Source organism: Mycobacterium sp. ABE4_509 (genome assembly GCF_056160785.1).
The window spans coordinates 73,100-85,416 of record NZ_JBSWXU010000003.1 but is presented as its reverse complement, the minus strand read 5'-3'; the positions used below and the strand labels follow the sequence as shown (position 1 = coordinate 85,416).

Here is a 12,317-nt window from a genome sequence, read left to right as displayed (position 1 = left end):
GGGCCAGCCGGGCCCAGCTGCGCTGCGCGGCCCTGGCCCGCCCGACGGCGTCGTCGACGCCGGCCCGGTCGGTCAGCTCGACGGTGCGCAGCAGCTGCTCAGTGGCCGGGTTGATCACCTCGCAGCTCGTCATGCGCTCACCTTCTGCGTCCTGCGTTGGGCGTACCCGGCGGCGGCCTCGACCAGTCCGGCGAACAGGCGCAGGTCGTCGAGCCGTTCCTCGGGATGCCACTGGACGGCCACCATCCAGTTCTCGGGATGCCGACTCGGGTCGACCTCGATGGCCTCGATCACTCCGTCACTGTCGGATGCGCTGACGATCAGACCGTCGCCGAGCTGGTCGATGGCCTGATGGTGGTAGCACTGCGCCTCGGTGGTGGGTCCGACCAGCGTCTGCACGCGGGTGCCGGGCACCGTGGTGATCGACGACGTGGTGAACACGGCATTGCCCTGCTGGTGGCGGCTGTGCCCGACGACGTCGGGCAGGTGCTGGTGCAGCGTGCCGCCGAGTGCGACGTTGAGAACCTGTGCGCCCCGGCAGATGCCGAGTACCGGGACCTGCCGGCGCATCGCGGCGTGCAGCAGCGCCAGCTCGAATCCGTCTCGGGTCCGGCTGTCGTCGACCGGTTCGTCGGTGGCCGGGTGCCGGGAACTGCCGTAGACGCCGGGGTCGACGTCGCGTCCGCCGGTGATGATCAGGCCGTCGAGACCGTCGAGCAATGAGTCGGCGGCGGCCGCGTCGACCCGCTGGGGCGGCAGCAGCACCGACATCCCGCCGGCCAGTCCGACTCCTTCGAAGTAGATGGCGGGCAGGAAACTGGCCCGCACGTCCCACACTCCGGTCTGGGCCTGTTGCAGGTAAGTTGTCAGCCCGATCGCGGGCCGGCGTTCCTGGGCCGGACTAGAGCCGTTCAAAACAGCGCCTCCTCTCCCAATCGGTCACCGCGCCGTTGAACGCGGCGAGTTCGACTCGTGCGTTGTTGAGGTAGTGGTCGACGACGTCGTCGCCGAACGCTTCCCGGGCGATCGTCGAGTTGTCGAGCAGCTCGGCGGCTTCGGCCATCGTGGTGGGCAGCCGGTCGGCGCCACTGGTGTAGGCGTTGCCCTCGGCGGCATCGGGCAGTTCGAGCCCCTGGTCGATGCCGTACAGCCCGCCGGCAATCAACGCGGCGGTCGCCAGATACTGGTTGACGTCGCCGCCGGGAGCACGGCACTCCATCCGCATGCCCTGGCCGTGACCCACCACCCGCAGCGCGCAGGTGCGGTTGTCCAGCCCCCACGCGATGGCCGTCGGGGCGAAGCTGCCGTCGACGAAGCGCTTGTAGGAGTTGATGTTCGGCGCATAGAACAGCGTCAGCTCGCGCATCGTGGCCAGCTGGCCGGCCACGAAGCTGCGGAACATCGCCGACATGCCCAACGGATCGGCGTCGTCGGCGAACACCGCCGAACCGTCGTCACCCCGCAGCGAGATGTGGATGTGGCAGCTGTTGCCCTCCCGCTCGTCGAACTTCGCCATGAAGGTCAGGCTCTTGCCGTGCTGATCGGCGATCTCTTTGGCGCCGTTCTTGTAGATGGTGTGGTTGTCACACGTCACCAGGGCGTGGTCGTAGCGGAACGCGATCTCCTGCTGGCCGAGATTGCACTCGCCCTTCACGCCTTCGCAGTACATGCCGGCACCGTCCATGCCCAGCCGGATGTCGCGCAGCAGCGGCTCCATCCGCGTCGAGGCCACCATCTGGTAGTCGACGTTGTAGTCGGTGGCCGGAGTCAGCCCCTGGTAACCGGCCTTCCACGCGTCACGGAAGGTGTCGTCGAAGACCATGAATTCCAGCTCGGTGCCGATGTAGGGCACCAATCCACGGTCGGTGAGCCGGTCGATCTGCCGGTTGAGGATGCTGCGTGGAGCCTGCTTCACCGGTTGGCCGTCGGTCCAGGACAGCTCCGCCATCACCAGTGCGCTGCCCGGTATCCACGGCAGCAGCCGCAGCGTGCTGAAATCCGGTGTCATCACCATGTCGCCGTAGCCGGTCTCCCAGCTCGAGATGGCGTAGCCGTCGACGGTGTTCATGTCCACGTCGACGGCCAGCAGGTAGTTGCAGCACTCGGCGCCGTGCTCGGCGACGTCGTCGACGAACAGCCGGGCCGACACCCGTTTGCCGGTCAGCCGGCCCTGCATGTCGGTGAACGCCACGATCACCGTGTCGATGTCGCCCGCCGAAACCAGCTGCTCGAGTTCGCCCTGCGTGAGCATGCCCGATCCTGCACCCATCACTTCTCCCCTTGAGTCGACCGCGATAACACCGTCGGCTTCCCCACCGGTCGTCGTTGGCTCGCTAGTACCCAATCTCCGAAGCGCTCGGTAATAGAAGGTACTAAAAGGTAGGGGAGCAGACCTTTCGAAGTCCATGGTTCCCGGATCACCGGAGCGGCAAACCCTGCCGAGCAGCTGTTTCCGGGGGGCTGTGTGACGAGGATCTCGGCGGGCAGGCGCACCCCCCGGTTTGAGGACCTTGCCCCCGGGTAAATACGCTCGTCCGAGCCGGCCGGCGATGGTGGCGACCGGACGTTTACCGATCGAGGTCCGCCGACACAGAGTAGGGTCGAACAGGTGTGTGGAGCCACCGGCGAGGTACGTCTCGACGGAAGAACCCCGGATATCGGCGCCGTCCAAGCGATGGCCCAGGTCATGGTCCCCCGCGGACCCGATGCCGCAGGAGTGTGGTCGCAAGGCAGGGTGGCGTTGGGCCACCGGCGCCTGAAGATCATCGACCTGAGTGAAGCCGGCGCCCAGCCGATGGTCGACTCCGAACTCGGGTTGTCCATCGCGTGGAACGGCTGCATCTACAACTACGAGCAGCTGCGCGACGAACTGATGACCCACGGTTACCGGTTCTTCTCGCACAGCGACACCGAAGTGCTGCTCAAGGGATACCACCATTGGGGTGACCGGTTCGTCGACCACCTCAAGGGGATGTTCGCCTTCGCGATCGTCGAGCGCGACAGCGGCCGGGTGCTGCTGGGCCGCGACCGGCTGGGCATCAAACCGCTCTACATCACCGAGAACAACGACCGGGTCCGGTTCGCGTCGTCGCTGCCCGCGCTGCTGGCCGGCGGCGACATCGACACCCGCATCGACCAGGTCGCGCTGCACCACTACATGACCTTCCATTCGGTGGTGCCGCCACCACGGACCATCCTGCGCGGGGTGGGCAAGCTGCCGCCGGCGTCGCTGATGGCGATCGAGCCCGACGGCACCCGCACCACGAAGGTGTACTGGGAGCCCGACTTCACCCGCTGCGACGAGCGTTCCGACTGGTCCGAACGCGACTGGGAGGACGCGGTTCTGCAGTCGCTGCGGGTCGCGGTGGAGCGCCGGCTGGTCGCCGACGTGCCGGTCGGTTGCCTGCTGTCCGGCGGGGTCGACTCCAGCCTCATCGTCGGACTACTCGCCGAGGCGGGCCAGCACGGGCTCAAGACGTTCTCGATCGGGTTCGAATCGGTGGGTGGCGTCGAGGGCGACGAGTTCCGCTACTCCGACATCGTCGCCAGGCGATTCGACACCGACCACCACCAGATCCGGATCGGCACCGATCGGATGCTGCCCGCGCTCGACGGCGCGATCAGCGCGATGAGCGAGCCCATGGTCAGCCACGACTGTGTGGCCTTCTATCTGCTCAGCCAGGAGGTCGCCAAGCACGTCAAGGTCGTGCAGTCCGGCCAGGGCGCCGACGAGGTGTTCGCCGGCTACCACTGGTATCCGCCGATGGGCGAGCCGGCCGCGGCCTCGCTGGAAGGCTCGGTCGCCAGTTACCGGGCGGCGTTCTTCGACCGCGACCAGTCGGCGTACGCGAAGCTGGTTTCGCGGGCCGTGGCCGCCGAGGACGACCCCAGCGAGCGCTTCGTCGCCGAGCACTTCGCCCGGATGGGAGCCGAGACCGGAGTGGACCGGGCCCTGCGTCTGGACACCACCGTGATGCTGGTCGACGACCCGGTCAAGCGCGTGGACAACATGACGATGGCGTGGGGGCTCGAGGGCCGGGTGCCGTTCCTCGACCACGATCTGGTCGAACTGGCCGCGACCTGCCCGCCCCAGTACAAGACCGCCTTCGAGGGCAAGGGCGTGCTCAAGCAGGCCGCTCGCCGGGTGATCCCGGCAGACGTGATCGACCGGCCCAAGGGCTACTTCCCGGTGCCGGCGCTGACCCACCTCGAGGGCCCGTACCTCGACATGGTCCGCGACGCGCTGTACGCCCCCGAGGCCAAGGAACGCGGGCTGTTCCGCCCCGACGCCGTCGAGCAGTTGCTGGCCGATCCCAACGGCAGGCTCACCCCGTTGCGCGGAAACGAGCTCTGGCAGATCGCACTACTGGAGTTGTGGCTGCAGCGCCACGGGATCAAGGGCCCAGCGGCATGATCGACGAGGCCGAGGGCCAGTCCGAGTTGCCGTGCGAGGCCATCACGATGGGCCTGCACGCCGCGTCACCGCCGGACATGGTCGACGCGATGGCCAAGAACGTCGAACTCGAACTCGGTTGGGGCAGGTTGATCTTCGGCCAGACCTTCGCCGATCCCGCCGAGCTGGCCGAGGTGCTGCGGCGGGAGGCTCCGGGGCGCCGCGACATCTGCATCTACGCCCGAGAGTCCCACGTGCTGGTCGCGATGGCCCCGCACGAGCTGTTCATCGACCCCAGCCACACCTACCGGTTGCGGTTCATCGAGTCCTATCGGCCTCCGCCTCCTGCCCCGGGCATGGCGGTGCGCCCGTTGCGCAGCCGGGCCGACGCCGACGACATCAACCGTGTCTTCGTGCGCTGCGGGATGGTGCCTGCGCCCACCGATGTCATCTGGGAGAACCACCTCGGCGTCGACGCCGTCGAGTACCTCGTCGCCACCCGCGATGACGACGACACCGTGATCGGGACGGTCACCGGGGTCGATCATGCGCGGCTCTTCGACGATCCGGAGAAGGGGTCGAGTCTGTGGACCCTGGCCGTCGATCCGGGCGCCGGGATGCCCGGTGTCGGTGCCGCGCTGACCAACGCGCTGGCCGAGATCTTTCGCGAGCGCGGCCGCGCCTACATGGATCTGTCGGTGGCCCATGACAACGCCGCGGCCATTTCCCTCTACGAGAAACTCGGCTTCCAGCGGGTCCCGGTGCTGGCCGTCAAACGCAAGAACGCCATCAACGAACCGCTGTTCACGCCCAAACCGGAAACGGTCGACGATCTCAACCCGTATGCGCGAATCATCGCCGACGAGGCGTCGCGGCGAGGTATTCGGGTGGAGGTCCTCGACGCCGAGACCGGCGAGATGCGGCTGTCGCACGGCGGCCGGTCGGTGGTGACCCGCGAGTCGTTGTCGGAGTTCACCTCTGCGGTGGCGATGGCCCGGTGCGACGACAAGCGGTTGACCCGACGCATCGTCCACGAGGCCGGGGTGGTCGTTCCGCGCGGCCGGCTGGCCACCTTCGACCAGAGCGACCACGATTTCCTCGCCGAGGTCGGCGACGTCGTGGTCAAACCCACTCGGGGTGAACAGGGCAAGGGCATCACCGTCGGGGTGTCCGGCGACGAAGAACTCGACGAGGCACTGGCCCGCGCGCGGGAGAACCACCCAGAGGTGCTGATCGAACAGCGCGCCGAGGGCGATGATCTGCGCTTGGTGGTGATCAACGGCAAGGTCGTCGCGGCCGCGATGCGGATGCCCGCGGAGGTGATCGGCACCGGCGAGCACACCATCAAAGAGTTGATCGAAACGCAGAGCCGTCGCCGCGCGGCGGCCACCGGCGGCGAGTCGCAGATTCCGATGGATGCGGTCACCGAGGCCACGGTGCGCGAGGCCGGCTGGACGATGGACGATGTGCTGCCCGAAGGCCGCAAACTGCGGGTGCGCCGCACCGCCAACCTGCATCAGGGCGGAACCATCCACGATGTCACCGCCACCGTGAACCCCGAGCTGTGCCGGGTGGCTGTCACGGCTGCCGAGGCGCTGGGCATCCCGGTCACCGGGATCGACCTGCTGGTGCCCGACGTCACCCGCGACGAGTACGTGTTCGTCGAGGCCAACGAACGGCCGGGACTGGCCAACCACGAACCGCAGCCCACCGCGAAGGCGTTCGTGGACTTCCTGTTTCCCGATCAGCCGGCGCTGCCCCAGGCGTGGACGCCGGAGGAGGCCGCCCAGGGCGCAGAAGACGGCGACAAGACGTCCTGACCGGCTACCAGGTGCTGGTGCGCATGACGATCTCGGTGGCCAGCTGCGCGGTGGAGTCCGACGCGTTGCGCTTGTTCAGCAGATCCACCACCCGGTAGTCGCCGTAGACATACCGCTGGCTGGCCAGCGCCATCGCTCTGGCAGCCTTGCTGCTGACCAGCACGGTGGTGTTCAACTCCACCGGTGGGCAGTGTTCGTCACGGATGATCCCGGCCGGATCGGCGACCCGCGGGTGACCGCGGTCGACGGCCACCAGCCCGATGAAGCGGTCCAGCCGGTTGGCCGCCAACTCCCAGGCCAGTTCCCCACCGAGCCTGTCCCCCACCACCAGCGCCCAACCGATGCTCAGCGAGTCCAGGACGCCGACCACCGTCTTGGCGGTCAGCCGTGGGTCGGGGCCGACCACCACCGTGCGCAGTGACGCGGTGTGCAGACGCTGGCAGACCGCGGCGTAGGCGGCCGGGGCCTGATGGGCGGCACCGAGCAGCACCACCACCGATCCCTTCTCCGGCCCGGTGACCTCGACCGGCACGCCGAAGCCGTCAACGGTCACCGTGGGGGAAGCCATTGCGTCACGCTACAGCCAGCAACGGCATCGGCGGGCTTTTTCACGCTGTTGGGTGTGCCGCTACGCGGCCCGCGCAGCGCGATCGGCCTGTTTGGTCATCACCTCCAAAAACGTCTGCGGCAGCGTGGCTTTGACGGTGACGGACGGATCCGGTGACGGGAAGGCGATACCGAAGACGGCCATCGAACCCACGTTCTCGAAGGCGAAGAACACGCTGCGCTCGGCGCCGGTCAGATGCATCGTCTGTTCGTAGGCCAGCGCATCCGGGTGCGGGGCCTGCAGCCGCGTCGTGGTCATCGCGATCCCCGGATCGGACGGGTCGAAGAACGTCTTGTAGGCAGCGCACCGATCGGCGGTGGCCGCCAGCCGGTCGAGGTCCAGGTTCCAGGTCAACACGGTGATGACCAGCCGGGCACCGTCGTAGTCGACGACGTACTCGACGGCACTGCCCGGACCCCGCTCGGCGGTGTCGGCGATATCGCGGGTCAACCCGTCGGTGCACCCCTTCGGGGAGGACAGCATCGGCGGCGGCCCTCCCACCCCGTCGCCGGTGCCGGGGTCGCGCTGGATCTGCTCGTAGCGCACCCCCGCCGGGAAGTCTCCCTCGGTCAACACGGCACGCTCGAGTCTGGCGCCGGGCCAGGTCGCGGTCCCGGTGACCACCGGCCCACAGCCCGCGACGCCGAGCACGAGCAGTACCGCGCTGGCGGCGAGCCGGATCATGGTTCCCAGGCTACCGACGGCTCACAGCTGGGTGAGGATCTCCGCACCGGTGTCGGTGACGACCAGGGTGTGTTCGAACTGGGCGGTCCATTTCTTGTCCTTGGTGGCCACCGTCCAGTCGTCGTCCCAGATTTCGTAGTCGAGCTCGCCGAGGTTGATCATCGGTTCGATGGTGAAGGTCATGCCCGGTTCGAGCACCGTCTCCACCGACGGCTGGTCGTAGTGCAGTACCACCAGACCGTTGTGGAAGGTGGTGCCGATCCCGTGTCCAGTGAAATCTCGAACCACGTTGTAGCCGAAACGGTTTGCGTAGGCCTCGATGACCCGGCCGACCACCGACAGCGCGCGTCCGGGCTTGACCGCCTTGATCGCGCGCATGGTGGCCTCGTGGGTGCGCTCCACCAGCAGCCGGTGCTCCTCGCTGACGTTTCCGGCCAGGAACGTCGCGTTGGTGTCCCCGTGCACACCGTCGATGTAGGCGGTGACGTCGATGTTGACGATGTCGCCGTCCTCGATCACGGTCGAATCGGGGATGCCATGACAGATGACCTCGTTGAGCGAGGTGCAGCAGGACTTCGGGAACCCCTTGTAGCCCAGCGTCGAGGGATACGCGCCGTGGTCGAGCATGAACTCGTGGGCGGTGCGGTCGAGCTGGTCGGTGGTCACGCCCGGCGCCACGGCCTTACCGGCCTCGGCGAGCGCGCCGGCCGCGATCCGCCCGGCCACCCGCATCTTCTCGATCACCTCAGGGGTCTGCACCCACGGTTCGCTGCCCTCGCGCGCGTCTGCGCGACCCACGTATTCCGGCCGCTCGATCGATGCAGGCACCGGCAATGTGGGCGAGACCACACCGGGGCGTAGGGCGCTCCGTACAGACATGTAGCAATGCTAGCGTTCTGCGGATGCAGGTCACCCCCGGACACTTGTTCGCTCAATTGGACTTCCGCGACGTCGAGGAATCCGATGAGCGGCTGGTCGTGGAGTTGGACAACCGGCCCGATCTGGCCAACCGGCGCGGTGCGCTGCAGGGTGGGCTGGTGGCCACGCTGATCGACATCGCTGCCGGCCGGCTCGCCGACCGCCACATCGGCCCAGGTCAGGATGTCACCACCGCCGACATGACCATCCATTTCCTGGCCCCGGTGCTGCAAGGGCCGGCGCGCGCGGAGGCGACGGTGGTGCGGGCCGGACGCCGCCTGTCGATCATCGCCGTCGACGTCACCGACGTCGCCCGGGACCGGCTGGCCGCGCGGGCCACGCTGAGCTTCGCGGTGCTCGACCCGCGCTGAGAGCCCTGATCAGGCGATCCGCAGCGAGGTCAGCGCCGCTCGGACCCGCTCGGGAAGCGACCCGCCGTGGGTCAGCCAGTCGTCGAGCGCGATCCGCACCGAGGCCATCGCCAGCGCCCCGAGCAGGCGTGGTCGCGGGTCTTCCGGCCGTGGGCCGGGCATCCTGGGCGCCACCAGCTCGGCGATGGCGTTCTCGTAGCGCAGATAGATCTGCAGCGTCCACGCGCTGAACACCGGCGACGACCTGGTCAGCGTGGCCAGCTCACGCACCTGGTCACTGATCGCGTCGAACCCGTCCCCGAGATCCTCGAATGCGGCCGCCACCGCGGCCCCGGCCGACAGGTCGGCGGGCTGACGGGCGATGGCCGCGGTGATCGCGTCGAGCCAGCGGGTGGTCATGCCCTCGGCGACGGCGTCCTCCTTGGCGGAGAAGTAGCGGAAGAACGTGGCGCGGCCGATCTCGGCCGCCGCGGCGATCTGCTCCACGGTGACCCCGGCCAGCCCGTGGGCGGCGACCGCCCGGGCCGCGGCGGCCGCGATGCGGGCCCGGGTCGCCCGCTGCTTGCGCACCGTCAGACTTTCTCGCGAATGCGGCCCTGAGACGACGTCCATGGTGAGACTATGTCTCACCATGGACACAGAACGCAACGGCTGGGCCGTCGAGGCAGTGAAATCGTGGCGGTTCACCCAGCAGATGCTCTCGGACATGACCGCGATGGTGCTCGAGGACGCGATCGACGAACGCGAGGTGCTCGAGGGCCTCGGCGTGCTGGCCAAGACGACCGCGCTGTGCACCGAGATCTCGATCGAAGCCGACCCGCAACGTCCGCACTTCTTCGACATGTGCTCCGACACCCGCCAACTCGCCGGACCCAACCCCGACGGCAGATACCTGCTGTCGATGATCCGGGGCGACCGCAGCTACCGGATCACCGGAAGTCGGGGCAGCACCGCCTATCTGGGGTTTCAGGTGCTCGCCGGCACCGGCCTGAACCCGCGCCGGATGGCGGCCTACCTGGGCGATTCCGAACTACGTCTGAACTCAGGCCGTTTCGCGATCGTGCTGGCGCGCACCCAGCCGGCGCCAGAGGTGCTCGGCGACGCTCAGTGGGTCGAGATTCCCGATGACGCGTCGGCCGTCGTCGTGCGCGAATACATCGGCGACCCCACCAGCGAGCACCCCGCGTCCATGACGGTCGACTGCCTCGACCCCGGTCCCCTGCAACCGGTGAGCGACGAGTCCGCGGCCGAGGCCTTCACCTCGATGGCCTGGACCCTCGCCAAGCTCACCACCCTGCACCGCACCGTCAAGCCGGAGATGCTGACCCGCCCCAACGAACTGCTGACCGCAGAAGCGGCCGACCTCGGCGACGACAACACCACCCCGGACAACCTCTACATGATCGGGTCGTTCGCGCTGGGGCCGCAGGACTCACTGGTGCTCGAGTTCACCCCACCGGAGACCAGATACTGGAACGTGACGCTGGAGAGCATCTGGCACGAATGCCTCGAACCCCGCCACCGGCACAGCTCGGTCACCAACAAGGGTGTGGCGCCCGACGCCTCCGGAATGGTACGAATCGCGATCGGAGCCAGCGACTTCGGCCACGGCCACTGGCTCGACACCGGTGGCCGGCACCGGGGCTTCGTCGTGCTGCGCTGGCTGGACAACCCCGAACCGCCCGTGGTGAGCACCTCCGTCGAGACGGGAGCCGCGGCGTGAACGCCGCGCGGTTCACGCCCGAACTGCTCGTCGAACAGGCCTGCGAGGCCGCCGGTCACAGTGATTTCGGCGACTTCGACGACGGGAACTGGCGCACCGGACTGGATCTGTTGTGCCAGGGCCTGGTCGCCGACGCACGACTCAACGAGATCGGCGTCGAGATCGCCTCGATGGACATCGTGCGGGCGCTGACCCACCGGCTGCAGATCATCGACTGGCGCAAGAACCACCCCGCCGTCGCCGCTGCACCGGTCACCCGGCCCATCGTCATCGTGGGTCAGCCGCGCACCGGAACGACGATCCTGTTCGACCTGCTCGCTCAGGATCCCGCGCTGCGTCCGCCGCTGACCTGGGAGGTGGACAACCCGTACCCGCTGCCCGAGCCGGGCGGCTACCACACCGATCCCCGAATCGCGTCGACCCAGGCCACCATCGAGATGTCCGAGCAGATCGTTCCCGGGTTGCTGGTGCACCACCCGATGGGGGCGCTGGTCGGCCAGGAATGCGTGCGCATCACCGCCGGGCAGTTCACCAGCATGATCTTCTCGGTGCAGTACCGCCTACCCGACTACTACCGGTGGCTGCTCTACGACGCCGACCAGGGCCCGGCCTACCAGTACCACCGGATGTTCTTGCAGCACTTACAGTCCGGCGTGGGAGGCCAGTGGCTGCTGAAGTCCCCGGCGCACCTGTGGCAGCTCGACGCGCTGGTGGCCAGGTATCCGGATGCGCTGATCGTGCAGACCCATCGTGATCCACTCAACGTCATCTCCTCGATCAGCGCGCTGACCCACCATCTGCGCCGGCTGGCCTCCGACCAGTCCTCGATCACCGAGTGCGCGGCACAGTCCTGCGAGGAGATCGTCGTCGGGCTCGACCGCGCCACCACGGTGCGTGACTCCGGGCTGATCGACCCCGGGCAGTTCATCGACGTGCATTTCGCCGATTTCATTCGTGATCCGATGGCCACGGTGCGAACGCTGTACGCGGCGATGGACCGGGAGCTGCGCCCCGACACCGAACAACGCATGCGCGCGCACCTCGCGGCCAATCCCGGGGATCACGGCGGAAACCGCTACCGGTGGGCCGACACCGGTCTGGACGCCGCCGAGGTTCGCCAACGGGTACGCCACTACCAGGACCGGTACGGCCTCGCCGACGAACCGGTCAGGTAGGGCGGGCCAGCGGGTTGCGCCGCCACCCCTTGCGGGGGCCGCGCACGTCGACCGAGCCGCACACCACCCTGCCGGTGAGGATGACGTGCGGGTTGCCCTCGGCGGGCGCACTCTTGCGATGGTCGTGGGCGCGGCCCACATTGACCTCGACGTCATCGATCGAGGCGCTCGCCCCGTCGGGCAGTCGCAGTTCCAGACCACCGAACACCAGATCGAGTTCGATCACCACGATGGGGCCGGCGAACCGCGCCCGGGTCAGGTCCAGATCGACCGAGCCCATCCGGCGGTGCAGCGCCAGCCGGGTGGGCACGATCCATTCGCCGTGGCGCTTCAGCGAGCCCAGCACGCCCCGCAGCTCCACGCGGTCGGCCGCCGAGGTGACGATCGCACCCGGGCCGGGCAGATCCCCGACGAGCGTGTCGAGGTCCGAGCGCATGCGGGCGCGCGACACCATCGCCGAGCGTTCCTCGAACTCTTCGATGTCGATCAGCCCGAGCGCGACGGCGTTGTGCAGCCGCCGCAGCGTGCCGTTGCGGTCGGCGTCGGAGATCCTCATCTCGACCGCGTCGGGTGCGCGCACCACCGCCGCGTCGGCGACGCGGTGGCTTCGGCCGTGGTTGATGTCG

Annotated in this window: 13 protein-coding genes; 5 read left to right on the top strand and 8 right to left on the bottom strand. The window is 68.3% G+C overall.

The features are described 5' to 3' along the window. The 3 genes from ACXAID_RS01630 to ACXAID_RS01620 all read right to left on the bottom strand — a co-directional run. On the bottom strand, positions 1-133 hold a 133-nt coding region (locus tag ACXAID_RS01630), incomplete at its 3' end, for an aldehyde dehydrogenase family protein (protein ID WP_475020431.1). Next, a complete protein-coding gene (locus ACXAID_RS01625) occupies positions 130-915 on the bottom strand; it encodes a gamma-glutamyl-gamma-aminobutyrate hydrolase family protein (RefSeq protein ID WP_475020423.1) in 786 nt (261 codons plus the stop codon). The genes ACXAID_RS01625 and ACXAID_RS01630, both read right to left, overlap by 4 nt. Then, on the bottom strand, positions 902-2,272 hold the full coding sequence (locus ACXAID_RS01620) for a glutamine synthetase family protein (RefSeq protein ID WP_475020422.1): 1,371 nt from the start codon (positions 2,270-2,272) through the stop codon (positions 902-904). The genes ACXAID_RS01625 and ACXAID_RS01620 overlap by 14 nt, the downstream gene beginning before the upstream one ends. 336 nt (positions 2,273-2,608) lie before the next feature. Here ACXAID_RS01620 and ACXAID_RS01615 point away from each other — a divergent pair, with 336 nt between their 5' ends. Together ACXAID_RS01615 and ngg are read left to right on the top strand one after the other, a co-directional pair. Further along, on the top strand, positions 2,609-4,414 hold the full coding sequence (locus ACXAID_RS01615) for an N-acetylglutaminylglutamine amidotransferase (protein ID WP_475020421.1): 1,806 nt from the start codon (positions 2,609-2,611) through the stop codon (positions 4,412-4,414). Continuing rightward, positions 4,411-6,213, top strand: a complete 1,803-nt coding sequence (gene ngg, locus ACXAID_RS01610; protein ID WP_475020420.1) for an N-acetylglutaminylglutamine synthetase — start codon at positions 4,411-4,413, stop codon at positions 6,211-6,213. The genes ACXAID_RS01615 and ngg overlap by 4 nt, the downstream gene beginning before the upstream one ends. Positions 6,214-6,217: 4 nt before the next feature. Here ngg and ACXAID_RS01605 read toward each other — a convergent pair whose 3' ends face one another. Genes ACXAID_RS01605 through map form a run of 3 tightly spaced genes read right to left on the bottom strand, consistent with a single transcriptional unit; the run spans position 6,218 to position 8,383 of the window. Then, a complete protein-coding gene (locus ACXAID_RS01605) occupies positions 6,218-6,781 on the bottom strand; it encodes an alpha/beta fold hydrolase (RefSeq protein ID WP_475020419.1) in 564 nt (187 codons plus the stop codon). A 60-nt stretch (positions 6,782-6,841) separates the two neighbouring features. Further along, entirely contained in the window at positions 6,842-7,504 is a 663-nt protein-coding gene (locus tag ACXAID_RS01600) for a hypothetical protein (protein WP_475020418.1), read from the bottom strand. Between the two features lie 21 nt (positions 7,505-7,525). Then, on the bottom strand, positions 7,526-8,383 hold the full coding sequence (map, locus tag ACXAID_RS01595; protein WP_475020417.1) for a type I methionyl aminopeptidase: 858 nt from the start codon (positions 8,381-8,383) through the stop codon (positions 7,526-7,528). A gap of 23 nt (positions 8,384-8,406) precedes the next feature. Between map and ACXAID_RS01590 the strand changes: the two genes are divergently transcribed. Next, complete coding sequence (locus ACXAID_RS01590; RefSeq protein ID WP_475020416.1) at positions 8,407-8,793, top strand: PaaI family thioesterase; 387 nt, start codon at positions 8,407-8,409, stop codon at positions 8,791-8,793. A gap of 9 nt (positions 8,794-8,802) precedes the next feature. Here the strand turns inward: ACXAID_RS01590 and ACXAID_RS01585 are convergent, their stop codons facing one another. Continuing rightward, a complete protein-coding gene (locus ACXAID_RS01585) occupies positions 8,803-9,405 on the bottom strand; it encodes a TetR family transcriptional regulator (protein ID WP_475020415.1) in 603 nt (200 codons plus the stop codon). A gap of 19 nt (positions 9,406-9,424) precedes the next feature. Here ACXAID_RS01585 and ACXAID_RS01580 point away from each other — a divergent pair, with 19 nt between their 5' ends. Both ACXAID_RS01580 and ACXAID_RS01575 read left to right on the top strand, forming a co-directional pair. Further along, a complete protein-coding gene (locus tag ACXAID_RS01580; protein WP_475020414.1) occupies positions 9,425-10,516 on the top strand; it encodes a hypothetical protein in 1,092 nt (363 codons plus the stop codon). Then, positions 10,513-11,691 carry a sulfotransferase family protein gene (locus ACXAID_RS01575; protein ID WP_475020413.1) on the top strand — a complete coding sequence of 393 codons (1,179 nt, stop codon included), beginning with the start codon at positions 10,513-10,515 and terminating at the stop codon, positions 11,689-11,691. The genes ACXAID_RS01580 and ACXAID_RS01575 overlap by 4 nt, the downstream gene beginning before the upstream one ends. Here ACXAID_RS01575 and ACXAID_RS01570 read toward each other — a convergent pair. Next, on the bottom strand, positions 11,684-12,247 hold the full coding sequence (locus ACXAID_RS01570; RefSeq protein WP_475020430.1) for a DUF1707 SHOCT-like domain-containing protein: 564 nt from the start codon (positions 12,245-12,247) through the stop codon (positions 11,684-11,686). The two genes, ACXAID_RS01575 and ACXAID_RS01570, sit on opposite strands and share 8 nt — an antisense overlap. Positions 12,248-12,317: the final 70 nt, after the last annotated feature.

What these genes read in the sequence shown, in the direction of transcription:
- ngg (WP_475020420.1), top strand. Translation starts at nt 4,411, where the DNA reads ATGATCGACGAGGCCGAGGGCCAGTCCGAGTTGCCGTGCGAGGCCATC.
- ACXAID_RS01605 (WP_475020419.1), bottom strand. Translation starts at nt 6,781, where the DNA reads ATGGCTTCCCCCACGGTGACCGTTGACGGCTTCGGCGTGCCGGTCGAG.
- ACXAID_RS01600 (WP_475020418.1), bottom strand. Translation starts at nt 7,504, where the DNA reads ATGATCCGGCTCGCCGCCAGCGCGGTACTGCTCGTGCTCGGCGTCGCG.
- map (WP_475020417.1), bottom strand. Translation starts at nt 8,383, where the DNA reads ATGTCTGTACGGAGCGCCCTACGCCCCGGTGTGGTCTCGCCCACATTG.
- ACXAID_RS01590 (WP_475020416.1), top strand. Translation starts at nt 8,407, where the DNA reads ATGCAGGTCACCCCCGGACACTTGTTCGCTCAATTGGACTTCCGCGAC.
- ACXAID_RS01585 (WP_475020415.1), bottom strand. Translation starts at nt 9,405, where the DNA reads ATGGACGTCGTCTCAGGGCCGCATTCGCGAGAAAGTCTGACGGTGCGC.
- ACXAID_RS01580 (WP_475020414.1), top strand. Translation starts at nt 9,425, where the DNA reads ATGGACACAGAACGCAACGGCTGGGCCGTCGAGGCAGTGAAATCGTGG.
- ACXAID_RS01570 (WP_475020430.1), bottom strand. Translation starts at nt 12,247, where the DNA reads ATGAGGATCTCCGACGCCGACCGCAACGGCACGCTGCGGCGGCTGCAC.